The 26,232-nt window shown below is 66.3% G+C and carries 18 protein-coding genes; 8 read left to right on the top strand and 10 right to left on the bottom strand.

What is annotated here, in order from left to right; genetic code table 11:
* The first annotated feature begins 296 nt into the window (after positions 1-296).
* Together rpoB and rpoC are read left to right on the top strand one after the other, a co-directional pair.
* Positions 297-4,460, top strand: a complete 4,164-nt coding sequence (gene rpoB / locus NMD1_RS06370) for a DNA-directed RNA polymerase subunit beta (RefSeq protein WP_124808068.1) — start codon at positions 297-299, stop codon at positions 4,458-4,460.
* Positions 4,461-4,585: 125 nt separating this feature from the next.
* Positions 4,586-8,866, top strand: coding sequence for a DNA-directed RNA polymerase subunit beta' (rpoC, locus tag NMD1_RS06365; RefSeq protein WP_125954088.1), 4,281 nt, complete (start codon positions 4,586-4,588; stop codon positions 8,864-8,866).
* A gap of 96 nt (positions 8,867-8,962) precedes the next feature.
* Here the strand turns inward: rpoC and NMD1_RS06360 are convergent, their stop codons facing one another.
* Both NMD1_RS06360 and glpX read right to left on the bottom strand, forming a co-directional pair.
* Positions 8,963-10,105, bottom strand: a complete 1,143-nt coding sequence (locus NMD1_RS06360) for a serine hydrolase (RefSeq protein WP_125954087.1) — start codon at positions 10,103-10,105, stop codon at positions 8,963-8,965.
* A gap of 72 nt (positions 10,106-10,177) precedes the next feature.
* A complete protein-coding gene (glpX, locus tag NMD1_RS06355; RefSeq protein ID WP_223806470.1) occupies positions 10,178-11,173 on the bottom strand; it encodes a class II fructose-bisphosphatase in 996 nt (331 codons plus the stop codon).
* Positions 11,174-11,234: 61 nt separating this feature from the next.
* On the opposite strand from glpX, the gene NMD1_RS06350 reads away from it, so the two are divergent.
* Positions 11,235-11,678: a hypothetical protein gene (locus tag NMD1_RS06350; protein WP_124808072.1), complete on the top strand. Its 444-nt coding sequence runs from the start codon at positions 11,235-11,237 to the stop codon at positions 11,676-11,678.
* A gap of 19 nt (positions 11,679-11,697) precedes the next feature.
* Here the strand turns inward: NMD1_RS06350 and NMD1_RS06345 are convergent, their stop codons facing one another.
* The 3 genes from NMD1_RS06345 to NMD1_RS06335 are packed head-to-tail and all read right to left on the bottom strand — an operon-like array spanning position 11,698 to position 14,409.
* Positions 11,698-13,023 carry a homoserine dehydrogenase gene (locus NMD1_RS06345; RefSeq protein ID WP_124808073.1) on the bottom strand — a complete coding sequence of 442 codons (1,326 nt, stop codon included), beginning with the start codon at positions 13,021-13,023 and terminating at the stop codon, positions 11,698-11,700.
* Between the two features lie 32 nt (positions 13,024-13,055).
* The gene (locus NMD1_RS06340; RefSeq protein WP_125954086.1) at positions 13,056-13,490 is read right to left on the bottom strand and encodes a thioesterase family protein; all 435 of its coding nucleotides are present in this window, start codon (positions 13,488-13,490) and stop codon (positions 13,056-13,058) included.
* Between the two features lie 49 nt (positions 13,491-13,539).
* On the bottom strand, positions 13,540-14,409 hold the full coding sequence (locus tag NMD1_RS06335; RefSeq protein WP_125954085.1) for a hypothetical protein: 870 nt from the start codon (positions 14,407-14,409) through the stop codon (positions 13,540-13,542).
* A gap of 351 nt (positions 14,410-14,760) precedes the next feature.
* On the opposite strand from NMD1_RS06335, the gene NMD1_RS06330 reads away from it, so the two are divergent.
* The 4 genes from NMD1_RS06330 (at position 14,761) to NMD1_RS06315 (ending at position 17,432) form a co-directional block, all read left to right on the top strand.
* The gene (locus NMD1_RS06330) at positions 14,761-15,426 is read left to right on the top strand and encodes an energy transducer TonB (protein ID WP_124808076.1); all 666 of its coding nucleotides are present in this window, start codon (positions 14,761-14,763) and stop codon (positions 15,424-15,426) included.
* 89 nt (positions 15,427-15,515) lie between these two features.
* Positions 15,516-16,277 (top strand): MotA/TolQ/ExbB proton channel family protein, encoded by a 762-nt coding sequence (locus tag NMD1_RS06325; protein WP_124808077.1) that lies wholly within the window; start codon positions 15,516-15,518, stop codon positions 16,275-16,277.
* 132 nt (positions 16,278-16,409) lie between these two features.
* Complete coding sequence (locus NMD1_RS06320) at positions 16,410-16,937, top strand: biopolymer transporter ExbD (protein ID WP_124808078.1); 528 nt, start codon at positions 16,410-16,412, stop codon at positions 16,935-16,937.
* A gap of 54 nt (positions 16,938-16,991) precedes the next feature.
* Entirely contained in the window at positions 16,992-17,432 is a 441-nt protein-coding gene (locus NMD1_RS06315; protein ID WP_124808079.1) for a biopolymer transporter ExbD, read from the top strand.
* A gap of 201 nt (positions 17,433-17,633) precedes the next feature.
* Here the strand turns inward: NMD1_RS06315 and NMD1_RS06310 are convergent, their stop codons facing one another.
* From NMD1_RS06310 to NMD1_RS06295, 4 genes are all read right to left on the bottom strand, one after another.
* Positions 17,634-20,081, bottom strand: a complete 2,448-nt coding sequence (locus tag NMD1_RS06310; protein ID WP_125954084.1) for a ligase-associated DNA damage response DEXH box helicase — start codon at positions 20,079-20,081, stop codon at positions 17,634-17,636.
* A 214-nt stretch (positions 20,082-20,295) separates the two neighbouring features.
* On the bottom strand, positions 20,296-21,699 hold the full coding sequence (gene pgmG, locus NMD1_RS06305) for a phosphoglucomutase/phosphomannomutase PgmG (RefSeq protein WP_124808081.1): 1,404 nt from the start codon (positions 21,697-21,699) through the stop codon (positions 20,296-20,298).
* Positions 21,700-21,739: 40 nt separating this feature from the next.
* Positions 21,740-22,024, bottom strand: a complete 285-nt coding sequence (locus NMD1_RS06300) for a molecular chaperone DnaJ (RefSeq protein ID WP_124808082.1) — start codon at positions 22,022-22,024, stop codon at positions 21,740-21,742.
* Positions 22,021-22,872: a division plane positioning ATPase MipZ gene (locus tag NMD1_RS06295; protein ID WP_124808236.1), complete on the bottom strand. Its 852-nt coding sequence runs from the start codon at positions 22,870-22,872 to the stop codon at positions 22,021-22,023. The genes NMD1_RS06300 and NMD1_RS06295 overlap by 4 nt, the downstream gene beginning before the upstream one ends.
* A gap of 123 nt (positions 22,873-22,995) precedes the next feature.
* On the opposite strand from NMD1_RS06295, the gene panC reads away from it, so the two are divergent.
* Complete coding sequence (gene panC / locus NMD1_RS06290) at positions 22,996-23,850, top strand: pantoate--beta-alanine ligase (RefSeq protein WP_125954083.1); 855 nt, start codon at positions 22,996-22,998, stop codon at positions 23,848-23,850.
* Here panC and NMD1_RS06285 read toward each other — a convergent pair.
* Positions 23,847-25,871: a tetratricopeptide repeat-containing sulfotransferase family protein gene (locus tag NMD1_RS06285; RefSeq protein ID WP_125954169.1), complete on the bottom strand. Its 2,025-nt coding sequence runs from the start codon at positions 25,869-25,871 to the stop codon at positions 23,847-23,849. The two genes, panC and NMD1_RS06285, sit on opposite strands and share 4 nt — an antisense overlap.
* Positions 25,872-26,232 lie beyond the last annotated feature (361 nt).

Genomic DNA, 26,232 nt, shown 5'->3' with positions numbered 1-26,232 from the left:
ATATCGAAAATCGATATGTAGATCGCGTCGAACTGCGGCCACCCCTTTGACAGCGCGCGATCGCCTCCCTATATGGCCTTTCACAACCGGCGCTTCGAGCAAGGCTTTCCCATACGCGGGGGACGGCACAAGGAAGGAAGCGCGCGGGTTTATCTGACGCGAAGGCTGCTGGCCGGGTTCCCGAATCGGGTGCCGTGCCGTGCGGCCTTTTCGCGTTTGATGCGCCAACGCCGCGTTTGGCACCGTTTCGCCGGGTTCGCCCGGCCTTTGATAGAGCGAAGAGGCAGAACTCCTCCATGGCGACCAAGGCTCCCGCACGCCCCGGCGTGAAGAAGCGCATCCGCAAGATCTTCGGCGACATCCACGAAGTCGTGCAGATGCCGAACCTGATCGAGGTTCAGCGCGAATCCTACGAGCAGTTCCTGCGCTCCGATCCGGCCACGGGCTATGTCTCGGGCCTGGAAAAGACGCTGCGGTCGGTGTTCCCGATCCAGGACTTCGCCGGCACCGCCAGCCTCGATATCAAGGAGCGCGACGGCTACGTGCTCGAGGCGCCGAAGTACGACGTCAACGAATGCCGTCAGCGCGGCATCACCTATGCCGCGCCGATGAAGGTGACGCTCAAGCTGGCGACCTTCGAGGTCGACGCCGAGACCGAAACCAAGTCGCTCATCGATATCAAGGAGCAGGACGTCTACATGGGCGATATCCCGCTCATGACCGACAACGGCACCTTCTTCATCAACGGGACCGAGCGCGTCATCGTGTCGCAGATGCACCGTTCGCCGGGCGTCCTGTTCGACCATGACCGCGGCAAGACGCACTCGTCGGGCAAGTACCTCTTCGCCGCCCGCGTGATCCCCTATCGCGGTTCGTGGCTCGATTTCGAATTCGACGCCAAGGACATCGTCAACGTCCGCATCGACCGCAAGCGCAAGCTGCCGGTCACGGCGCTGCTCTATGCGCTGGGCCTCAACGGCGAGCAGATCCTCGACTATTTCTACGACAAGGTCACCTGGGCGCGCGGCGAAGGCGGCTGGCGCGTGCCGTTCGTGCTGGAACAGTGGCGCGGCGCGAAGCCGGCGTTCGACATCGTCGACGCCAAGTCGGGCGAGGTGATCTTCCCCGCCGGCCAGAAGATCAGCCCGCGCGCGGCCAACAAGGCGGCCAAGGACGGGCTTGAGGAACTGCTGATCCCGACCGAGGAAATCTTCGGCCGCTATTCGGCCAAGGACCTGATCGACGAATCGACCGGCCGCATCTGGATCGAGGCGGGCGACGAAGTCAGCCCCGAGAACCTCGAAGTGCTGGACAAGGCGGGCGTCGACCGGCTCGAGCTGCTCGACATCGACCACGTCAACACCGGTCCGTGGATCCGCAACACGATGAAGGCCGACAAGGCCGAGGACCGCGACCAGGCGCTGGCCGACATCTACCGCGTGATGCGCCCCGGCGAACCGCCGACGCGCGAAACCGCCGAAGCGCTGTTCGACGGCCTGTTCTTCGACGCCGACCGCTATGACCTTTCGGCCGTGGGCCGCGTCAAGCTCAACATGCGCCTTGGCCTCGACTGCCCCGACACGGTCACCACCCTGCGCACCGACGATATCCTCGCGGTGGTTAAGGAACTGGTGAACCTGAAGGACGGCAAGGGCGAAGTCGACGACATCGACAACCTCGGCAACCGTCGCGTGCGTTCGGTGGGCGAGCTGCTGGAGAACCAGTACCGCGTCGGCCTGCTGCGCATGGAACGCGCGGTGAAGGAGCGCATGTCGTCGGTCGACGTGTCGACGGTCATGCCGAACGACCTGATCAACGCCAAGCCGGCGGTGGCGGCGGTGCGTGAATTCTTCGGCTCGTCGCAGCTGTCGCAGTTCATGGACCAGACCAACCCGCTGTCGGAAGTGACGCACAAGCGCCGCGTTTCGGCGCTTGGGCCGGGCGGTCTTACCCGCGAACGCGCGGGCTTCGAAGTCCGCGACGTCCACCCGACGCACTATGGCCGCATCTGCCCGATCGAAACGCCGGAAGGCCCGAACATCGGTCTGATCAACTCGCTGTCCACTTTCGCCCGCGTGAACAAGTACGGCTTCATCGAAACGCCGTACCGCAAGGTCGTGGACGGCAAGGTGACCAAGGAGGTCGTGTACCTCTCGGCCATGGAAGAGCAGAAGCACACCGTGGCGCAGGCTTCGGCCGAAACCACGGCCGACGGCTCGTTCGTCGAGGAACTCGTCTCGGCGCGCCAGAACGGCGAATTCGTGATGGCTCCGCGCGACACGATCACGCTGATGGACGTCAGCCCCAAGCAGCTCGTTTCGGTGGCCGCCTCGCTCATTCCGTTCCTGGAAAACGACGACGCCAACCGCGCGCTGATGGGCTCGAACATGCAGCGCCAGGCGGTGCCGCTGGTCAAGGCTGACGCGCCGTTCGTGGGCACCGGCATGGAAGAGACCGTGGCGCGCGATTCGGGCGCCGCGATCGCGGCGCTGCGCGGCGGCATCGTCGACCAGGTCGACGCGACGCGTATCGTCATCCGCGCTTCGGGCGATGTCGAACCCGGCCAGTCGGGCGTGGACATCTACACGCTGCAGAAGTTCCAGCGTTCGAACCAGAACACCTGCATCAACCAGCGTCCGCTGGTGAAGGTGGGTGACGTGGTCGAAAAGGGCGACGTGCTGGCCGACGGTCCCTCGACCGATCTCGGCGAGCTGGCGCTCGGCCGGAACACGCTCGTCGCGTTCATGCCGTGGAACGGCTACAACTACGAAGACTCGATCCTGATCTCCGAACGGATCGTGAAGGACGACGTGTTCACCTCGATCCACATCGAGGAGTTCGAGGTCATGGCCCGCGACACCAAGCTGGGGCCGGAAGACATCACGCGCGACATTCCCAACGTCGGCGAGGAAGCGCTGCGCAACCTCGACGAGGCGGGCATCGTCTACATCGGCGCCGAAGTGCATCCGGGCGACATCCTGGTCGGCAAGATCACCCCCAAGGGTGAATCGCCGATGACCCCGGAAGAAAAGCTGCTGCGCGCGATCTTCGGCGAAAAGGCCAGCGACGTGCGCGACACCTCGCTCCGCCTGCCGCCGGGCGTTTCGGGCACGATCGTCGAAGTGCGCGTGTTCAATCGCCACGGCATCGAGATCGACGACCGTACCCGCGCCATCCAGAATGAGGAAATCGAACGCCTCGCCAAGGACCGCGAGGACGAACGCGCGATCCTCAACCGCGCCACCTTCAACCGTCTGCGCGACATGCTGCTCGGCCAGGTGGCCGCGGCCGCGCCGAAGGGCCTGAAGAAGGGCATCGAGATCGACGAGCAGGTGCTTGCCGATGTCGAACGCCACGAATGGTGGAAGTTCGCGGTGGCCGACGATGCGCGCCAGGCGCAGCTTGAAGCGGTCAAGGCGCAGTACGACGAGACCGTCAAGGCGATCCAGGAGAAGTTCGAGGACCGCAAGGAAAAGCTCGAACGCGGCGACGAACTCGCTCCGGGCGTGCTCAAGATGGTCAAGGTCTTCGTCGCGGTGAAGCGCAAGCTGCAGCCGGGCGACAAGATGGCCGGCCGTCACGGCAACAAGGGCGTCATCAGCCGCATCCTGCCGATCGAGGACATGCCGTTCCTGGAAGACGGCACCCACGTCGACATCGTGCTGAACCCGCTGGGCGTGCCTTCGCGCATGAACGTCGGGCAGATCTTCGAGACCCACCTGGGCTGGGCCGCGCGCGGCCTGGGCCAGCAGATCAAGCACGCGCTTGAGGACTGGCGCTATGCCAATCCCAATCCGGAAGCGGCCGCGCCGCCGAGCGTGCTGATCGACAAGCTCAAGGACGTGTACGGCGAGCAGTACCACGCCGATATCGACAGCCGGAACACGGCCGAGATCGTCGAGCTGGCCGAGAACCTGAAGGCCGGCGTGCCCATGGGTACCCCGGTGTTCGACGGCGCGCGCGAATCCGACATCTCGGCGATGCTGACCAAGGCCGGTCTCGACACCTCGGGCCAGTCCACGCTCTATGACGGGCGCACGGGCGAAGCCTTCGACCGCAAGGTCACGGTGGGCATCATCTACATGCTGAAGCTCCACCACCTGGTCGACGACAAGATCCACGCGCGTTCGATCGGGCCGTACAGCCTCGTCACCCAGCAGCCGCTGGGCGGCAAGGCCCAGTTCGGTGGCCAGCGCTTCGGGGAAATGGAGGTCTGGGCGCTCCAGGCCTACGGCGCGGCCTATACGCTGCAGGAAATGCTGACGGTGAAGTCGGACGACGTGGTCGGCCGCACCAAGGTCTACGAAGCGATCGTCAAGGGCGACGACACCTTCGAGGCCGGCATTCCCGAAAGCTTCAACGTGCTCGTCAAGGAAATGCGCTCGCTGGGCCTCAACGTCGAACTGTCGTCGCTGGACGATCAGGAAGACGACGACGGCCTTGCAGAGGCGGCGGAGTAAAGGGACTTCGCATCGCCCCTCCCGCTTGCGGGAGGGGATCGGGGTGGGCCGACCAGGCACCACCCCGGCACCAGACCCACCCCTAACCCCTCCCGCGATCGGGAGGGGGATAAAGGAAGAAACCGATGAACGACCTGACCAAATTCACCAACCAGCTCGCCAAGCCCGAGACGTTCGACCAGATCCAGATCGGTCTGGCCTCGCCCGAGCGCATCCGCTCCTGGTCCTTCGGTGAGATCAAGAAGCCGGAAACGATCAACTACCGCACGTTCAAGCCCGAGCGCGACGGCCTGTTCTGCGCGCGCATCTTCGGTCCGGTGAAGGACTACGAATGCCTGTGCGGCAAGTACAAGCGCATGAAGTACAAGGGCGTCGTCTGCGAAAAGTGCGGCGTCGAAGTCACCGTCACCAAGGTGCGCCGCGAGCGCATGGGCCACATCGAGCTGGCCGCCCCGGTCGCACATATCTGGTTCCTGAAGTCGCTGCCCTCGCGCATCGGCCTGTTGCTGGACATGCAGCTCAAGCAGCTTGAGCGCATCCTCTACTTCGAAAGCTATGTGGTCATCGAGCCGGGCATCACCCCGCTCGAACGCTACCAGCTGTTGACCGAGGACGAACTGCTCGACGCGCAGGACGAATACGGCGAAGACGCGTTCAGCGCCGGCATCGGCGCCGAAGCGGTCAAGCAGATGCTGATCGACCTCGACCTCGAACAGGAACGCAAGGACCTGATGGAGGAGCTCGCCACCACCAAGAGCGAGCTGAAGCCCAAGAAGATCATCAAGCGCCTCAAGGTCGTGGAATCGTTCATCGATTCGGGCAACCGCCCCGAATGGATGATCCTCGACGTGGTGCCGGTTATTCCGCCGGAACTGCGCCCGCTGGTGCCGCTGGACGGCGGCCGCTTCGCGACCTCGGACCTCAACGATCTCTACCGTCGCGTCATCAACCGTAACAACCGCCTCAAGCGCCTGATCGAGCTGCGCGCGCCCGACATCATCGTGCGCAACGAAAAGCGCATGCTGCAGGAAGCGGTGGACGCGCTGTTCGACAACGGCCGTCGCGGCCGCGTCATCACCGGCGCCAACAAGCGTCCGCTGAAGTCGCTGTCCGACATGCTCAAGGGCAAGCAGGGCCGCTTCCGCCAGAACCTGCTCGGCAAGCGCGTCGACTATTCGGGCCGTTCGGTCATCGTGACCGGCCCCGAACTCAAGCTGCACCAGTGCGGGCTGCCCAAGAAGATGGCGCTCGAACTGTTCAAGCCGTTCATCTACGCCCGGCTCGACGCCAAGGGTCTCTCGATGACCCTGAAGCAGGCGAAGAAGTGGGTCGAGAAGGAACGCAAGGAAGTCTGGGACATCCTGGACGAGGTGATCCGCGAACACCCGGTGATGCTGAACCGCGCGCCGACGCTGCACCGCCTTGGCATCCAGGCGTTCGAGCCGGTGCTGATCGAGGGCAAGGCGATCCAGCTGCACCCGCTGGTCTGCTCGGCCTTCAACGCCGACTTCGACGGTGACCAGATGGCCGTCCACGTGCCGCTTTCGCTGGAAGCCCAGCTCGAAGCGCGCGTGCTGATGATGTCGACCAACAACATCCTCAGCCCCGCCAACGGCAAGCCGATCATCGTGCCGTCGCAGGACATGGTGCTGGGGCTTTACTACCTGTCGATGGATCGCAAGGGCGAGCCCGGCGAAGGCATGATGCTGGCCGACATGGCCGAAGTGCATCAGGCGCTGCACGCCGGTGCCGTGACCATGCACTCCAAGATCATCGCGCGCGTGCCGCAGACCGATGAAAGCGGTCAGCAGTACCTGAAGCGGTACGAGACCACGCCGGGCCGCATGCTGATCGGCGAATGCCTGCCCAAGAGCCACACGGTTCCCTTCGAGCTGGTCAACCGCCTGCTCACCAAGAAGGAAATCGCGGACGTCATCGACCAGGTCTATCGCCACACCGGCCAGAAGGAGACCGTGCTGTTCGCCGACGCGATCATGAGCCTCGGCTTCCGCAACGCGTTCAAGGCGGGCATCTCGTTCGGCAAGGACGACATGATCATCCCCGACAGCAAGGATGCGCTGGTCAACGAAACCAAGGAACTGGTGGCCGATTACGAGCAGCAGTACCAGGACGGCCTGATCACGCAGCAGGAAAAGTACAACAAGGTCATCGACGCCTGGAGCCGTTGCGGCGACCAGGTGGCGAACGCCATGATGGACGAAATCCGCGCGACCCCGGTGGACGAGCACGGCCGCGAGAAGCCGGTCAACTCGATCTACATGATGTCGCACTCCGGCGCGCGTGGTTCGCCGACGCAGATGAAGCAGCTTGCGGGCATGCGCGGCCTGATGGCCAAGCCTTCGGGCGAGATCATCGAAACGCCGATCATCTCGAACTTCAAGGAAGGCCTGACCGTCCTTGAATACTTCAACTCGACGCACGGCGCCCGCAAGGGTCTGGCCGACACCGCGCTCAAGACGGCGAACTCGGGCTACCTGACCCGCCGTCTGGTCGACGTGTCGCAGGACTGCGTGGTGATCATCGACGATTGCGGCACCGAACGGGCGCTCGAAATGCGCGCGATCGTGCAGGGCGGTACGACGATCGCCTCGCTGGGCGAACGCATCCTCGGCCGCACGCTGGCCGAAGACCTGATCGAGGCGAAGACGGGTGCCGTCATCGTCGAGAAGGGCACGCTGCTGGACGAGCCGGCGGTGGCGAAGATCGAGGCGGCGGGCGTCCAGTCCGCGCGCATCCGTTCGCCGCTGATCTGCGAAGCGCAGCAGGGTGTGTGCGGCAAGTGCTATGGCCGTGACCTCGCGCGCGGTACGCCGGTCAACATCGGCGAGGCGGTGGGCGTCATCGCCGCGCAGTCGATCGGCGAGCCGGGCACGCAGCTGACCATGCGTACCTTCCACATCGGTGGTGCGGCGCAGCTCAACGAACAGTCGCACCTCGAATCGCTCTGCGACGGTACCGTGCAGTACCGCGACATCCCGACGATCACGGACAGCCGTGGCCGCCGCCTGTCGCTGGCCCGCAACGGCGAGATCGTGGTGATGGATACCGAAGGCCGCGAACGCGCGATGCACCGCGTGCCCTATGGTACGCACCTGCTGCACGAGAACGGCGCGATCATCAGCCAGGGCGATCGCCTGGCCGAATGGGACCCGTTCACCACCCCGGTCATCACCGAAAAGCCGGGTATCGTGCGCTATCAGGACCTGATCGACGGCCGCACGCTGACCGAACAGGTCGACGAAGCGACCGGTATCGCGCAGCGCGTCGTCACCGAGAACCGCGCCGGCGGGCGGGCCAAGAAGGATGATCTCCGTCCGCGCCTGACCCTGCTGGACGAGAACTCGGGCGAAACCGCGCGCTACATGCTCGCGGTGGGCACGACGCTCTCGGTGGAGGACGGCCAGGAGGTCAACGCCGGCGACATTCTCGCCCGCGCCAGCCGCGAAGCCGCCAAGACCCGCGACATCACCGGCGGTCTGCCGCGCGTGGCCGAGCTGTTCGAGGCGCGCAAGCCCAAGGACAACTCGATCATCGCCAAGATCGCGGGCCGGATCGAATTCGTCCGCGACTACAAGGCCAAGCGCAAGATCGCGATCATCCCGGAAGAGGGTGAACCGGTCGAGTACCTGGTGCCCAAGAGCCGCGTGATCGACGTTCAGGAAGGCGACTACGTCAAGAAGGGCGACAACCTGATCTCCGGCTCGCCGGACCCGCACGACATTCTCGAAGTCCTCGGTGTCGAGGCGCTGGCGGAATACCTCGTCGCGGAAATCCAGGAAGTCTACCGCTTGCAGGGCGTGAAGATCAACGACAAGCACATCGAGGTGATCGTTCGCCAGATGCTGCAGAAGGTGGAAATCACCGATGGCGGCGATACCACCCTGCTGCCGGGCGAGCAGGTCGATCTCGAAGAGATGAACGAAGTCAACGGCAAGCTGGAAGCGGGCCTGCGCCCGGCCGAAGGCAAGCCGGTGCTGCTGGGCATCACCAAGGCCAGCCTGCAGACGCGTTCGTTCATCTCCGCCGCGTCGTTCCAGGAAACCACCCGCGTGCTGACGCAGGCGGCGGTCGAAGGAAAGCGCGACAGCCTGATCGGTCTGAAGGAAAACGTCATCGTCGGCCGTCTCATCCCCGCCGGTACCGGTGCGGGCATGAACCGACTGCGCGTGGCCGCTTCCAGCCGCGATGCCGCGCTCCGCGCGTCCTATCGCAAGCTGCAGGAATCGCTGATCGCGCCGGAAACGGCGGCCGAGGAACATGCCGCCGAACTGGCGCAGGGTCCCGAAGCGGCGATCGGTAACGATCCGCTGGCGGCGGTCGAGGGTGAAACCCACGGCACCGACGCGGACGCCGGCGAATACCTGATCGAAGGCGACGAGGCGTAAGCCTTCGCGCCTTTGCAGGCCCGACCAGAAAAGCCCCGCGGGAGCGATCCGGCGGGGCTTTTTCGTGCGGGACGTGCGCGCGCGGTCTCGTGGCGCCTATTGCGCGCAGGCCAGCCGTTCCAGCGCGGCAAAGGCGGAGAGCGCGCCGGCATCGGCGAACGGCGCCAGCTGGGCCAGGATCACGCCGGCCATTTCACGCGCGGGATCGATCCAGTAATAGCAGTTGAGGATGCCGGCCCAGTGCAGGCTGCCGGGCGAGCGGCCCGCCGGCCCCGTCTCGGTGTTCACCAGGAAGCCGCCCAGCGTCCAGCCGCCGCGCTGCCCCGGCAGCGGATCGAACGGCGTGGCGAGCTGGGGCAGGGCGCTGGTCAGCACCCCGGCCGAGAGCGACGCGGGCAGCGCGTCCGCCCGCATCAGCCGTGCCGTTTCCGGCGAGACCACGCGCACGCCGTCCAACTCGCCACCGCGCAGCACCATGCGCAGGAACCGCGCATAGTCGGTTGCGGTGGAGGAAAGGCCGCCGCCGCCGCTTTGATAGCTGCCGGCGCCCAGCACCATCGGCACCGTCACGAACCCGCGGTCGGCGTCGCGGGCATGGACCTGCGATGCGTTGGCGGGAAGATCGGCGTGAAAACGCGTTGCCGTCATGCCCAGCGGGCCGGTCAGTTCGCGATCGAACCAGTCCTGCAAGGACAGGCCTGAAACCGCCTCGACGGCGAGGCCCACCCAGTCGGTGCCGGTGCCGTACTGCCATTGCGCGCCCGGATCGAACAGCAGCGGCAGGCGCAGGCTTTCGCGACTGCCGGGCGCGGTCTTCGGGCCGGCCTTGGCGCAACGCAGCAGGGTTTCGTCCATGAAGGTATAGCCGCAGCCGGCGGTGTGGAGCAGCAGGTGGCGCAGCGTGACCGGTGTGCGAGCCGCGCGCAGCATGGGCTGGCCGGCCTCATCGAACCCTTCCAGCACGGGCAGATCGGCCAGATCGGGCAGGATCGCGCCGATCGGCGCATCGAGGTCTAGCTGGCCGCGTTCGACCAGTTGCAGCGCGGCGGTGGAGGTGAGCGCCTTGGTCATCGAGGCGATCTGGAAGAGCGTGTCTTCCCGCATCGGCACGCCGGCCACCGCGTCGGCCATGCCGAAGGCGCGCAGGTAGCGGGTTCCAGTGCTGTCGGTGACCAGCGCCACCGCGCCGGGCAGGTTTGCGGCGGCGAGCGCCGCCTCGAATTCCATCGCGCCGTTCATGCAGGTCCTCTCCCTTTGCCCGTCACGGTGGCCCAGACGGACAAAGGGTGCAAGAACCGATGAAAGCGGCGATCAGTGCTTGTTGCGGTGCTCGCCGCGCACCCAGCGCACGGTGCCCGACGCGGCGCGCATCACCACGCTGTCGGTGGTCATCACGCCGTCCTTGCGGACCTTCACGCCCTTCAGCAACGATCCGTCGGTCACGCCGGTTGCCGCGAAGATGCAATCGCCCTTGGCCAGTTCCTTGAGATCGTAGATCTTGTTCAGATCCTCGATGCCCCACTTGCGGGCGCGGGCCTTCTCGTCCTCGTTGCGGAACAGCAGGCGGCCCTTGAACTGGCCGCCGACGCAGCGCAGCGCGGCTGCCGCCAGCACGCCTTCAGGCGCGCCGCCGGTGCCCATGTAGAGGTCGATGCCGGTGTCCTCGTTGGTCACCGCGATCACCCCGGCCACGTCCCCATCGGGAATCAGGTGGATGCCGCAGCCCAGACCGCGCAGTTCGGCGATGATATCGGCATGGCGCGGGCGATCGAGCACGCAGACCGTGATGTCGCAGGGCGCCACGCCCTTGGCGTCGGCCACCGCCTTCACGTTCTCGCTCACGCTCTTGGCCAGATCGATGATGCCTTCGGCATAGCCCGGCCCCACGGCCAGCTTTTCCATGTAGACGTCGGGCGCGTTGAGCAGGCCGCCTTCCTCGGCGGCGGCCAGCACGGCCAGCGCATTGGGGCCGGCCTTGGCGGTGATCGTCGTGCCTTCCAGCGGATCGAGCGCGATGTCGATCTTCGGCCCCTTGTCGGGCGCGGCGCCAACCTTTTCGCCGATATAGAGCATCGGCGCCTCGTCGCGCTCGCCCTCGCCGATCACGACGGTGCCGTCCATGTAGAGTTCGTTGAAAGCGATGCGCATCGCTTCCACGGCGGCGGCGTCGGCAGCCTTTTCATCGCCCCGGCCGATCAGTTTGGCGGCGCCGATCGCGGCGGCTTCGGTCACGCGGACCATTTCCAGGACGAGAACGCGATCTAGTACCTTGGAGGGGGCGGGCTTTGCGGTAGATTGGCTGCTCACGTTAACTCCTGATTCAGGCTGCGCAGGCGAATGCGATGGCCCTAGACGCGAGGGACAGGTCTTGTCGAGAATAGCTTTGCTGTTCCTGCCCATATTGGCACTGCCGATTGCTTTTTCTTCGCCGGTTCTTGCGCAGAACGTTGCTTCCGAAGCCGACAGGCGGGTTCAACAGGCGATCGATACGCAGAAGGAGCAGGTTGATCTGCGCCGTCCCGAGTGTCGCCCCCGCTCGCGCATTCCTGGCCAGATCGTTGTGTGCGGCGATGCCGAGCGCAACGAGAAGGAGCGCCTGCCCAACCGCGACCAGACCGACACCGCGCGTTCCACCAACGATGGCCTGCCGCGCGCGCCCAACGTCAGCGGATTGCCGGATTGCTCGCGCGGGTGCATCCGCGTCGGCAAGGTGCCCGCGCCGGTCTATTACTTCGACATCACGGCGTTGCCCGAACCGCCGAAGGGGTCCGACGCCGAGAAGATCGCCAACGGCGAGATCCCGGCGCCCTGAAAGTGCTGGCCTGAGGCGGTTATTCGCCGAGAATGTGCATGACCAGCGGGGCTTCGGCCAGGCTGGGCGAACCTTCGAGCAGGCGCAGCGCTTCGGCAATCCCGCTTTCCGGCCCTTCGTGGGTGACCATCGCGACGAGGACCTGCCCGGCGCCCGGCGCATCGCCGGCCACGCCGCGCCCTTTCTGGATCATGCTCTCGATGGAGACGCCGGCATCGCGCATCGCCGCGGTGATTTCCGCGAGCACGCCGGGCCGGTCGGCCACGGTGAAGCGCAGATAGGCGCGGCCGCTGCGATGGCCGCTGGCGGCCGGCGTGGCGGGGTCCAGTTCCGCCACGGGAATCGAGAACGGCGCGCCGATGTCTCCGCGCGCGATGTCGATCAGATCGGCGACGACGGCGCTGGCCGTCGGGCCATCGCCCGCACCCGCGCCCTGGAACAGCAGTGGCCCGGCGAAGTTGCCTTCGACCACGACCGCATTGGTCGCGCCATCGACATGGGCCAGCGGATGATCGCGGTGGACAAGGTGGGGGTGCACGCGCTGGAACAGGCGGCGGTTGCCATCGGCGTCCACGTCTGTTTCGGCCATGCCGATCAGGCGGATGTAGTACCCCAGCGCGTCGGCCTGCGCGATGTCGGCGGCCAGCACCCGACGGATGCCGGTGGCGATGACCGACTGGAAATCGATCGCGGTACCGAACGCGACGCTGGCCAGGATGGACAGCTTGTGCGCGGCGTCGATACCGTCGATATCAAACGTGGGATCGGCTTCGGCATAGCCCTTGGCCTGCGCTTCGGCGAGCACGTCGGCAAAGTCGCGCCCGGTGTCCTCCATGGTCGAGAGGATATAGTTGCAGGTGCCGTTGAGAATGCCATAGACGCGCTGGATCGCGTTGGCGGCGGCGCCTTCCTTCAGTCCCTTGATCACCGGGATGCCGCCGGCGACGGCCGCTTCGAACTTCAGCGCGGCTTTCGCGGCTTCGGCGCGTGTCGCCAGTTCGATGCCGTGGTGCGCGATCATTGCCTTGTTCGCGGTGACCAGCGCCTTGCCCGCTTCGAACGTGGTGCGCGCCAGGGCCAGCGCCGGGCCATCCGCGCCGCCGACCAGTTCGACCACCACGTCCACATCGGGCCGTTCGCCCAGGATCACCATGTCGTCTTCCCAGTGATAGCCGGAAAGGTCGACACCCCGGTCCTTACCGCGGTTGCGCGCGCTGACGGCGGTGATCACGATGGGGCGCCCGGCGCGGCGCGCGATGATCTCCGCATTGGTCTCGATCAGCCGGATCACCCCGCCGCCGACAGTGCCCAGTCCGGCAAGCGCGATGCGCAAGGGTTCGCTCATGGTATCCCCATCGTCAGGTTTCGGCTCGCGCCCTAGGCGGGGTGGACGAATTCCGCAACGCCGAACAGGGCGCGGACTACGTCCGGAATGCGCTGCGACTGGCCGGTTTCGAGATCGACGTGGACCTGCACGAGCTCGATCGCCGAACGCAGGCTGGCGTCATCGCCGGCGCCGTGCAGTTCGATATGCGTGACCATGCTGCTGTTGCCGAAACGCCCGGGCCAGATGCGCCCTTCGATCAACTCGTCGGGGCGGATCGGCGCGCGGTAATCGACGATCGCGCGCGCCACATGCACTTCGAACGACCCTTCGCCGACGCTCTTGACGCCCAGCGCCCGCCAGAATTCGCTGATCAGGACATCCGCGTATTCAAGATAGCGCGAATTGAAGACGACGCCCTGCGGGTCGCATTCTGCGTAGCGGACGCGGAAGGTGTGGCGGAACGGCGTGTCGCGATCGTAAGGCATGGCCGCCTTGTAGCCGCGCCGACGGTGCCGGCAAGCCCTCACCCGGGCCTTAACCGGCGGGTTGGCGGCTGCGCGTGCAGGGGCCAAGGTCTGTCAGCACCAGCACATAGTCCTCTGCGGCCGCGCGCCGGTCTGCCGGCGATCCGGAAAGGTTGGCCTGTGGCGGCAGCGCGGGGGGGAGGAAACAGGCGAGCCGATACCAGGCCAGGGTATCCTTCGCCGGCGGGCGCGCGGCTTGGTCCACGATTTCGGTAAAGCTGACGCCCCAGCGCGTCGGTTCACCCGGGCGGCGCAGGATCGAGATGGAAACCGGCGCCCCGTTCGCCGTGGCGAGGAAAAGCTGCGTTTCGCCTTCGCCCACGAGATTGCCGGATACGTGCAGCGCCTCGCGCAGGCGGGTGATCATCGGCGGGGCGTCGGGCGCGACGAGCGCGGTCAGGATCGACCGGGTGGTGGCCTCGACTTCGGGCGTGGCCGGGATGATCGCATCGGGCGCGACAAGCCGTAGCTCGCCGGGCCGGCCGGGCACCGCCTGCGCGAAGAGCAGGACCTGCGTTTTCCTGAGCTTGGGCGCTTTCCCCAGCGCATCGAGCGGCACGTCGGCCAGAAACCGCAGCGATTCGCCCAGATCGGACCCAATCAGGACGGCGGTGGTGCGGGCTTCGAGATAGACGCGGATGTGGCCGGGCGCCACATCGGGCGCCTGTTCGGGTTTAAGGGGCGCCATCTTCGTCACCTCCGCGCGCGCGACGATGCGCGCCGGCACCGCCAGATCGGCGAGGTCCGCATACGTTGCCGTCACCGGAAAGGCGGTGCGAATCGCGGGTTGAGCCGGGGTTTGCGACCCGGCAGGGCTGGTCAGGCCGGCCAGCGCGAGGGCCGCGGCGAGCGCTGGGACGCGGAACGGGATAGGGGGCATGGGCGGTCCTTCCGCTGTGATCAGGTACGTCGGTTTTTTCCGGATTTTCAGACAGTGCAACCGTGAATCGAACCTTAACCGGAAAAGCATTTGCGCGCCTTTGCCTTCGGCGTTAAAGCTCGCCCCGTTCGGGCAATGCTGAAAACACAAGTCCGAGATGCCGCCGCCGGGCTCCTTGCGCCCGATGTCGGCGGTAACCGGGTTGCCGGCAGGGTGGATTGAATTCTATTGGTTTGGCCAGTCGGATGGAACGGTGATTCTGTCCGAAGGCTCTGCTTTGGCCGGAATCGGCGCACCGGGGGGTGCGTCGGTTCGGGACCGGAGTGGAGGATCATGGAGTATTGGAGCTGAATGGCATACGCTGACCAACAGATGAGCGGTAACAAGATCACCGCGCTCATCATCGTCGCGATCCTTCATGTCGTCGTTGGCTATGCGCTGGTGAGCGGGCTGGCGTACTCGGCGTTCAAGAAGGTGAAAGAGGTGACCTCGGCGGTCAAGATCGAGGAAGACAAGCCGCCGGAGGAACCGCCGCCTCCGCCGCCGAAGCAGGATACGCCGCCGCCGCCGATCGTGGCTCCGCCGCCGCCGATCAGCTTTAACGCGCCGGCTCCGCAGGTTCAGGCCGTTACCACGCCGCCGCCGGTCGTTGCGCCTGCGCCTGTCGTGCTGCCGCCGGCTCCCGCCGCGCCGCCGCCGCCGCCGCCTCCCCGGTTCCAGCCCAAGGGCGCTTCGCCGAAGGGCAGTCCGGCAAACTGGGCGACGTCGAACGACTATCCTTCGCGCGCGCTGCGTGAAGAACGCGAAGGCGTCACGGGCTTCCGTGTCTCCATCGGTACCGACGGCAAGGTGGTCGATTGTCAGATCACCAAGTCGAGCGGCAGCCCTGATCTGGACGATGCGACCTGCGCGAACGTCCGTCGTCGCGCGCGCTTCACTCCGGCCACCGATGGCGAGGGCAATCCGACCACGGGTAGCTACGCAAGCTCGATCCGCTGGGTCATCCCGAAGGATTGATCCGGCAGACCCCGGGGAAGTTTTGAAATAGCGTTCTCCGCGATCATCAGCTTTTCGCACTTTGACTTGATTTTGAGAGGAAGACCCGAATGTTTATCCAGACTCTCGCCGCTGCGGCCACCGATGCCGCGCCGCAGAACAAGTTCGGCTTCGTCGAAGCCCTTCAGGCCGGCGGTTTCATTTCCTACGCCACCGTCGTGATCCTCGGCATCATGTCGTTCGGTTCGTTCTTCATCCTGTTCACCAAGTTCTTCGAACAGCAGAAGATCCTGGGCCAGTACAAGAGCATCGCCGGTTTCTGGCGCGCCGCCTCGCTGAAGGAAGGCGCCACCAAGCTCGAGAAGAACTCGGCCTGGCGCCAGGTCGTCGACGACGGTATCGCCGCCGACGAACAGGTTTCGAAGATGGACGCCACCGAAGCCCACGACTGGCTGCACGGTTCGCTCGCCCGTTCGGAAGCCACGATCAACGCCAAGCTCGCTGGCGGCCTGCCGTTCCTCGCGACCGTGGGTGCTACCGCGCCGTTCATCGGTCTGTTCGGTACCGTCGTCGGCATCTATCGCGCCCTGATCGCGATCGGTCTCGCCGGTTCGGCCTCGATCGACAAGGTCGCGGGTCCGGTCGGTGAAGCTCTGATCATGACCGCGCTGGGTCTGCTCGTCGCCGTTCCGGCCGTGCTTGCCTACAACTACCTGCAGAGCCGCAACAAGCGCGTTGCCGAACTGCTGACCGGCTTCAGCACCGACGTTCTCGCGAACCTCGCCTCGAAGGGCGTGGTGAAGCCGGCTCTTCCGGCCGCTCCCGCTGCCAAGCCGGCTGCTCCGGCCGCCGCGGCTCCGGTCAAGAAGTAATCGAAAGCCGGGACCGGCGGTTCGCCGCCGGTCCTGTCCGGAACACGGGTCTTGCCGGAGGCCCAGGTTGGCGGGGAACCGCGAACCGAACCTCCGGCCCTCCCGTGGCTCAAATCGGATAGGATGTAACCAATGGCAATGTCTGTAGGTGGCGGCGGCGAAGAGCGCCCGATGTCGGACATCAACACCACGCCGCTCGTGGACGTGATGCTCGTGCTGCTGATCATCTTCCTCATCGCGGTGCCAGTCGCGATCCAGACGGTCGAAAAGCTGAAGGTTCCGATCCTTGTCTCCGAGGAATCGCAGAACAAGGTCGAAAACCTGATGCTCTCGGTCGTTTCCACGGATGCCTCGGGGCGCAGCCCCAAGGAGCCTGGCTACGAGGGTTCGACGCGTAACGGCCAGTGCCGCGTCTATTTCAACAATATCACGCCGGTGGACAACCAGGAGCTGTACAAGCAGGCTTTCGATCGTCTCGATGCGATCGTGAAGCGTGAAGGCGGCGCCGCCAACATGGACCCGGAAAAGATCCCCGAAGTGCACATTCGCGGCGACGTCAACGTTCCGTGGAAGTGCATCGCCGGTGCGATCTACAACGTGCAGGCCGCGGGCTACCCCAAGGTCGGCTTCATCTCGACCCCGGTCGATCCGAACGGCTGACGTCCGTCACCGAACGGTTACACCAGGCCAGAGAGCGAACAGGAGTAACTCCTTATGGCAATGAGCGGCGGCAAGGATGATGGCTCGCCGATGATGGAAATGAACACGACGCCGTTGATCGACGTCATGCTCGTTCTCCTCATCATGTTCATCATCACCATCCCCGTGGCCACCCACGCGGTCAACATCAACCTCCCGCAGGCAAGCCCGCCGAACCCGGACCAGAAGGTCGATCCGGTCAAGAACAAGCTTGTTCTCACGACCGCCGGCCAGATCCTCTGGAACGGCGCGCCGACGACGGAAGGCCAGCTCGTTTCGCTGCTGTCGGCCACCAAGGCGATGAATCCGGAACCGGAACTGCAGTTCCAGCCGGAAGAATACGCCAGCTACGAGACCGCGAACCGGATCCTGAAGATCATCACGGATTCGAAGGTCACGAAGTTCGGCTTCGTCGGCAACGAGAACTTCGCCACCTTCCAGAAGGCCGGCGAATAAGCATCGCGCCCCTTGCGGGAACGAACGAGGGGGGACGGAGCAATCCGTCCCCCTTTGCTTTTGGGGGTTGCGCAGTTTGAACGCGTGAAGCGTAGCTGGCTCACCCCGCTGCGACCAGCGCCGCCTACGGCAGCGCAAGTCTCGCTCCCCTCCCGCTTGCGGGAGGGGTTGGGGGTGGGAAATCTCTACGTTCGCAGCGTATCAAGCCGGACGCATCGCGGCGGCGGCCAGCGTTTCGGCTTCGATCAGCAATTCCTCGTCGGCCGCGCCGGCGGGCAGGCTCTCGCGGCCGATCATCACCATTACCGGCACGGCCATCGGGCTGACCCGATCCAGCCGAACGTGGACGAGCTGCCCGGAGGCGCGTTCCAGCAGATCGGCAAGCCGGCCCACGTCGGTCAGCCGCGCCCGTGCGTCGGCCCAGGCGGCCTGGATCAGCACGTGGTCCGGCTCGTACTTGCACAGCACGTCGTAGATCAGATCGGTCGAGAAGGTGACCTGCCGGCCGCTCTTGCGCCCCGATCGCCCTTGACCGGGCTGCTGTCGCTCGACCAGCCCTGAAATCACCGCCACTTCGCGGAACGCGCGCCGCAGCATGTAGGAGTTCTGCACCCATTCGACGAACTCGTGCGAGAGAATGTCGGGCGAAAGCAGGCTGGCCGGATCGTCCACCGGCCGCAGGCCCCAGACTGCCAGCGAATAGTCGTTGGCGACGAAGCCCATCGGTCCGAGCCCCTGGTCCTCCATGCGCCGCGTGATCAGCATGCCCAGCGACTGGTTCGCGTTCCAGCCTTCGAACGTGTAATAGGTGGTGTAGTGGCGGCCGGCGTGGGGGAAGCTTTCGACCAGCAAGTCGCCCGGGCCGGGCAGGCGGCTGCGCCAGTCCTGCATTTCAAGCCATTCGCGCACGTCATCCGGGAAGCGCGCCCATCCTGCCCGATCGACGATCATCGCGCGCACCCGGTCCGAAAGGTGGGTGGTGAGCGGCATCCGAGCGCCCATGTAGCTGGGGATGCGGCCCGATGCCTTTGCCGCGCGCACGATCAGATCCAGATCGCGCACGCTTTCCACTTCCAGGTCCAGCCCGGCAAAGCGAAACGTGTCGCCGGGGCTGAGCGCGGCGCCGAAGCCTTCCTCCACCCGCCCCAGCGAACGCCCGTTGCGGAATCGAACCTCCAGCATTTCGGAATCGATGATGATCCCGGCGTTGATGCGGAACCGCGCGGCGTGTTCGGGATGCGCGAGGCGCCACGTTCCGTCGTTCCCGGGCACGATTCTCCGGAACCGGTCGTAGGCGCGCAACGCGTAGCCGCCGGTGGCCACGAACGCGAGCACGCGCTTCCAGATCGCATCGTCGATCCAGGCATAGGCATCGGACGAACGCACTTCGGCCAGCAGCGCGGCCTCGTCGAACGGCCCCGCGCAGGCGCAGGCCATGACATGCTGCGCCAGCACGTCGAGGCCGCCCGCGCGGAACTCCTCGCCATCGCGCTGGCCTTCGCGCACCGCGTCCTGCGCCGCCGTGGCTTCCAGAAATTCGAAGCGGTTGCCGGGCACCAGCAGCGCGCGGCTCGGTTGGTCGAGCCGATGGTTGGCGCGCCCGATCCGCTGCATCAGCCGCGACGACCCCTTGGGTGCGCCCATTTGCACGACGAGATCGATATCGCCCCAGTCGACGCCAAGATCGAGGCTGGCGGTGGCGACCAGCGCGCGCAGTTCTCCCCGTGCCATCGCGCCTTCCACCTTGCGCCGCGCCTCTTTCGACAGCGAGCCGTGGTGAATGCCGATCGGCAGGTGATCCTCGTTCGCGTCCCACAGCTTTTCGAAGATGAATTCGGCCAGGAACCGCGTGTTGGTGAAGACCAGCGTCGTCCGGTTGGCGCGGATCGCGTCCATAAGCTGTGGCACCGCCCACGCGGCGGCGTGCCCGCCCCAGGGGACGCGCTGCTCCACCGGCAGCAGGATATCGACTTCCGGCGGCGCGCCGGGCTCCCCCTCGACCAGCGTAACCGCCGCCGCATCTCCACCTGGCGCCAGCCATCGCCGGTAGGCGTCCGGATCGGCCACGGTTGCCGACAGCGCGCTGCGACGCAGTTGCGGGGCGATCGCCTGCAACCGGGTCATCGCCAGCGCCAGCAGATCGCCCCGCTTGCCCGAGGCGAAGGCATGGACCTCGTCGATGACGATGCGCTGCAGGCCGGCGAACATCGTCTGCGCTTCGGGATAGCTCAGCAGCAGCGATAGCGATTCGGGCGTGGTCAGCAGCACGTGCGGCGGACGGGCGCGCTGACGGGCCTTGCGGTCCGATGGGGTATCGCCGCTGCGCGTTTCAATGCGGATCGGCAGGCCGATCGCTTCCACCGGCGCCATGAGATTGCGCTGAACGTCGTGCGCCAACGCCTTGAGCGGCGAAACGTAGAGCGTGTGGAGGCTGTCGGGAGGAGGCATCCCACCCAGCCGCGATGGCGCGAATGCCGCGAGCGTCGGAAGGAAACCCGCCAGGGTCTTGCCCGCGCCAGTATCGGCCACGAGCAGGGCGTGCCGCCGCGAGTCGTCGGCGGAGAGCATGTCGCATTGGTGCCGCCGGACGCGCCAGTTTCGCGTGGCGAACCAAGCGCTGATTTCGGGGGGAATTGCGCCTCTATTCATCGTTGAAATATCGCACAATTTGTCCGGAACGGGCCAAAAAGGCGTAGCCCGCTGAAATTTCGGGACTGACCTGCGCGCGGGAAAGCTCTATAGTGTCCTGAATTGGAACAATACGGGTCTGCGCGGTATTGCCGGAGCCGAGCCTCCATCCTGGTGTTGGCCCCGGTGGGGCGCTTCCGCCCGCGGAGGCGCCCCCTTTCCGGACTTGTTTCGATCAAGGGAGCCCCGCTTCGCGCGCGACGCCCGATGCGGCAAGTTGCGCGTCGATCGCGTCCAGCAACCGCGCCAGGCCATCCGCATCGTCGCTTTCGGCGCGCGCGGTCAGCGCGGCCTGCGTGTTGGATGCGCGCAGCAGCCACCAGCCGTCGGGTGTTGTCACGCGCGCCCCGTCGATGGTCTCGACCGCGGCGCCGCTCTGGCGCAGGCGCTCCGTCACGTCAGCGATCACCGCGAACTTGCGCTCCTCCGCCACGGGAAAGCGCAGTTCGGGCGTATTGACCGATTCGGGCATCGCGCCGCGGAGCGCCGTGACCGACCGGCCCAGCCGCACGGTGGCGACGATCAGCCGGATCGCGGCATAGAGCGCGTCGTCGAAGCCGAAGTAGCTATCGGCAAAGCAGATATGCCCCGTCATCTCGCCGCCCAGCGGCGCGCCGATTTCGGCCATGCGGGATTTGATCAGGCTGTGGCCGGTCTTCCACATGTGGGCCTGTCCGCCCAGCGCGCGGATGCGCGCGAACAGATGGTTGCTGGCTTTCACGTCGGCCACGATCGCGGCGCCGGGGCGCGCTTGCAGCACGTCCTCGGCGAAAATCATCATCAGCTGATCGCCCCAGATCACGCGGCCCACACTGTCGACCACGCCGATCCGGTCGCCGTCCCCGTCGAACGCGACGCCGAACTGCAATGCGTGCGCGGCCACGGTATCGCGCAGGTCGTCCAGATTGGCTTCCACCGTCGGGTCGGGATGGTGGTTGGGGAAGCGGCCGTCCACTGCGGTATGCAGGCGGACATGAAAGCCGGGCATCCGCTCCACCAGCCTGTCGACCACCGGGCCGGCGGCGCCGTTGCCGGCATCCCAGCCGATCCGCAACCCGCCGAGCACGGCGGGTTCGATCCCATCGAGAGCCGCGAGCAGCGTGGCGACGTAGCTGTCGATCACCGCGGCGTCGGTGACCTGCCCCGTGCCCGTGGCATGGTTCCCCGCCTGCGCCATGGAAGCGAGTTCCGCGATGGCTTCGCCAAAGAACGGGCGGCCCCGCAGCACGAACTTGAAGCCGTTCTGGTCGGCCGGATTGTGGCTGCCCGTGACCTGGATGCCGCCGGTAACGCCGTCCAGCGTCGCTTCGGCGAAGTAGAGCATCGGGGTGGGGCACAGCCCGATCCGCACGACATCGACGCCGGCGGAGAGCAACCCTTCCACCAGCGCCTGCTCCAGCGCGGGCGAACTCAGCCGGCCATCGCGGCCCACCACGATGCGCGGCGCTTCGGCTTCCGCCCGGGCACGGGTTCCGAACGTCTGCCCGATCGCGCGGGCGTCGGCTTCGCCCAGCGTTTGCCCGACCACGCCGCGGATGTCGTATTCGCGCAGGATGGAGGGATGAAAACGGTGCGTCATGATCCGCCGCCCCGTCGACGCGGCGGCCGCACGGGCGATGTCACCGCCGCTCCGCCAGCCGCCCGAGCAGGAGATCGCGTGCGGCATTGGCTTCGTGGACCGCTTCCGACGAGCCGCCACGATCCGGATGGACCTGTGCGATCCGGCGGCGATGAGCCTCCACGATGTCATCCCGCGAGGCTTGCGGGGGCACGCCCAGCAGCGTGCGCGCACGGCTTTCGGCGCCGGCGCGCTCGCTGTCGCGCCACAGTTCCCATGGCCAGCGCCCGGCAAGCAATCGCACGGCGACACTGGCCAGGACCGCAAGCCAGATCAGCTTGATCATGCGGCGCTTTCCAGCGTCCCCGCATGAGCGCCGAGCGCGCCGGTGGGCATCGGCAGGTTGAGGCCCGCGACCAGCGAGCGCAGCTCCTGCCGCGCCACAAGGTGGCTGGTGCCGAGTTCGCCGAGATGACCCTTGTCGAGCAGCGTCAGACCCGACGGGAACAGTTCGCGATAGATCACGCGTTCGGACAGGCCGCTGGCGATGCGGAAGCCGACGCGCTTGGACAGTTCGACCAGCGCCTGATCGATGCGGCGCTGGTTGCGCGCCTCGATATGCTGGGTGCGGTTGCGCACGACCACCCAGTCCATCTCGCGCCGCGCTTCGCGAATCGTGGTCATCGCGCGCTTCTTGCGGGCTTCCCAGATCAGTTCGGCGTAGAACGAAAGGCGGCGGACCTTGAAGGTTTCCGCGTCCACCTGCCCGATCAGGTCGAAATCCACGAAGCTGTCGTTCAGCGGCGTGACCAGCGTATCGGCACGGGTGGCGACGTGGCGGGCCAGCGGATCGTCACGCCCCGGGGTATCGAACACGATGAAATCGTGCCCGGCGGAAAGCTGTTCGGTCAGCGCTTCAAGCTCGTCAACATTGTCACCGCCATAGACCGCGAACGTCGCCGTCGGCAGATCGATCTGCCGGCGCTTCTGCGTTTCCGCGCGATTTTCCAGATAGCGGTGCAGCGTGCGCTGCCGCGCATCGAGGTCGATCGCCGCCACGCGCGCGCCCTGATAGGCGAGCGCGACCGCCACGTGCACGGCGGTGGTGGACTTGCCGGTGCCGCCCTTTTCGTTGGCAAAGACGATCCGGTGCGGACCTGCGGGCTGCTGCGGTGCGGGTGGCGGTGCTCCGATGGACAAGGAATGAACTCGCTGCTTGTGTTGCCGACAGGTCCGGCAGTGCTTGCCGCCGGAGGGGGACGGGGGGTAGGAACCCCGCTTCGTCCCTTGTCGTGAATTAAAGGAGAGGCAGGCCCGGTGCAAACCATCTCTAGGCTCGATACCCTGCGCGAAGCGGTGGACCTGCTCAAAAACGGGGGAAAAACCCTCGCGATCGTCCCCACCATGGGGGCATTGCACGAGGGGCACCTGACGCTGGTGCGCGAGGCGCGGCGCCGCGCCGACCACGTGGCCGTCTCCATCTTCGTCAATCCGCGCCAGTTCGGCCCGAACGAGGATCTCGATGCCTATCCGCGCCGCATGGCGCAGGATGCGGCGCTGCTGGAGGCCGAGGGGGTGGCCCTGCTGTGGGCGCCCACGGTCGATCAGGTCTATCCCGATGGCTATGCCACCAATGTCTCGGTTTCCGGGCTGGACGCGGTGCTGTGCGGCGCGGCGCGGCCGGGGCATTTCGATGGCGTGGCGACGGTGGTGTGCAAGCTGTTCAACCAGGTGCGGCCGGATATCGCGCTGTTCGGCGAGAAGGACTGGCAGCAGCTGGCCATCATCCGCCGCATGGCGCGCGATCTCGATCTGACGCAGCCCTGTGCCGACGCGATCATCGGCGTGCCCACGGTGCGCGAGGACGATGGCCTCGCCATGAGCAGCCGCAACCAGTATCTCACGCCCACGGAACGGGCTCAGGCGGCGGGCCTTTCGCAGGCGATGCGCAAGGCGATCGCCGCGATCGAAGGCGGCGCCGGGGTGGCCGGTACGCTCGCTACGCTGCGTGCCGAAATTCTCGCTTCCGGCTTCGCCTCGATCGATTACGCCGACCTGCGCGATGCGGCGACGCTGGAGGAGGTGGCGGCCCTGACCGGACGGCCCGCCCGTCTGCTGGTGGCCGCGCGGATCGGCAAGGCGCGGCTGATCGACAACATGCCCGTGGGTTAGCTGGCAGGAGCGTCCGGATAGGCGTCGATCACCGGGCCGAGTGCGGCGCGCAACGGGCCCAGCCATTCCGCGTAGTTAGCCCAGTGCTCCACCGCGTCGGTGAAGATCGGCTGGCGCACCTGTTCGGAACTCGCCGTGCGCACCGCCCGCCGGGTTTCCCAGAACGAGAGGCAGGCCTCCTCGAACGGCAGCCCCAGGTGCCCGAGCAGGCGGCGGACTTCGGCCTCGGTATCGGCCACCATTCTCTCGTAGATCACGCGGTGCACCGCACCGGGCGCCTGGCGGTCGAACGCGGCCATCAGCGCGACGTAATCGGCATAGTACCGGCCGATGTCGCCAAGATCATACGTGAACGTCTGCCCGCGCGCGAAATGCTGCTTCCAGCCGGAAAAGCAGCAGGCCATCGGATGGCGGCGCGCATCGACGATCTTGGCGTTGGGCAGGATTAGCCGGATCAGGCCGACGTGCTGCCAGTTGTTGGGCATCTTGTCGATGAACAGCGGCTTGTCGGTCTGGCGGTGGACGCGGGTGCGCTCGATATATTCCTCGCCCAGCCGCAGCCGGTCCGTCGGGGTCAGCGAGGAGACCATCGCGCGGAAATCCGGAAACTCGCCCTCGTCCACGCGCGCTTGCAGGCGGCTGGCGATGATCATCATCTCCGCCAGCTCCATCGTTCCTTCCACCTGGCTGTGGCTGGAAAGGATTTGCTCCACCAGCGTCGAGCCGGAGCGCGGCAGGCCGACAACGAAGATCGGATCGGGCGCGGGACAGCCGCCTTCGCCCATCGCGGCGATGAAGGCGCTGGTAAACGTCTCGCGCGTCGCGGCCACTTCCGCTGAAAACTGGTCCGCGTCATGCCGCACCATCGTGCGGCGCAGGTGGTTGCCCCGGTCATAGTGGCGGAACGAGGCGGGATAGTCCTTCGCGTCCTCGTAGGCCTTCCCCAGCGAGAAGTGCAGGTGGAACACGTCTTCCTGCCGGTCCGCCGCCTCCGGCTCCAGGGTGGCCAGCGCCTGCTCCATCGCCGTGATGTCGTCCGTGCCGAACTTGACGGTCTTGAGGTTGGCAAGGCTCCACCATGCCTCGCCCATCGTTGGCAGGTGCGCCACCGCCTGGCGGTAGGCGTGCACCGCTTCAGCCTGTTCGCCCAGCGTTTTCAGCACATGGCCCAGGTTCTGCCAGACCTGCGGCTGGTCCGCCTTTTGCGCCAGCAGCTTTTCGTAAAGTACCCGTGCCCGTTCCTGATCGCCCAACCGCACCAGCACCGAGGCCATGATCAGGTCATGCCCCGGATTGTTCACCGGCGAGCGCGCCAGCACTTCGGCGTGCTCGAGCGCTTCGGGCAGGCGGTTGGTCTGCAGCAGCAGGCGGATCAGGAAATCGCGGGCCAGATCGAAGCCGGGGGCAAGGTCCAGCGCGCGCCGGACGAGCGTCATCGCTTCGGCCATGTCCGCGCGCCGCCAGGCAACCTCGCCCAGCAGGCGGGTGCCCACGGGATCGTCGGGCAACCGTTCCAGTCGTGCCTTCAGGGTGGCGGCGGCGTCCTCGAGCTGCCCTTCGTTCATCGCCATCGCCGCCTGGACCAGTTCGGGATCGCGCGAAGCGGCGTGAATGCCGGAAAGGTCGGCGCGCCAGCCGTCTTCGTGGCGGCCGTCCTTGCGCAATTCCCCCGCCAGCAGGAACCAGCCGCTCGCCACGCCGGGCTGCTGCCGGGTGAGACTTTCGAGCGCGGCGATTGCCTGATGGACATCCCCCGCTTCGCTGGCCGCCTGTGCCCATTCCCACAGCACCGGGGGCGCCCCGGGGTGCCTGCGGGCCAGCGCGGCGAGTCGCGGCAGGGCCGCCCCGGCGTTACCCAGCCGGCGCAGGGCCTGGCACGCGATCATTTCCGCCGGCGGCAACCCCGGCGCATTCTTCAGCACCGCGTCGGCCAGCGTCAGCGCTGCTTCCGGTTCGGCGTCGAGCAGCCGTACGGCACGCTCCAGCGCCTCGTTCGCCGTCTCTTCGCGACTGGCCGTCATGCTGCCCGCCATGTGTCGATCCCGTGTTTGCAACTGCGAAATTTGTGCCGACGGAAAGGATATTTGTCGAGTCAATATGCACCTCCGTGCTTTTGCAACAAGGAAGTTGACACCTGTCCAATCGCTGGCACTATCGATTTCGGACAGGCGTACTAACTTCGGTTTGGGGCGCGAAAGTCCGGGGCATTTGAGATTTTGAACCTGCCGTCGCCACGCCGTGGCGGCGATCCGCGAGGCATCTGCTTCGCGGGGGCGGAGGGGTTGTGCGTGTGCGAGCGCATGGTTGTTCGCGATTGCACAATTTCCGCTCGGCAAGGCGGCAGGCACTGGTGGCGAGACCCGGAAACCGGGCCGCACGATC

Source organism: Novosphingobium sp. MD-1, from assembly GCF_001014975.1.
Taxonomy (GTDB): Bacteria; Pseudomonadota; Alphaproteobacteria; order Sphingomonadales; family Sphingomonadaceae; genus Novosphingobium.
This window is presented reverse-complemented; position numbering and strand designations above follow the sequence as displayed.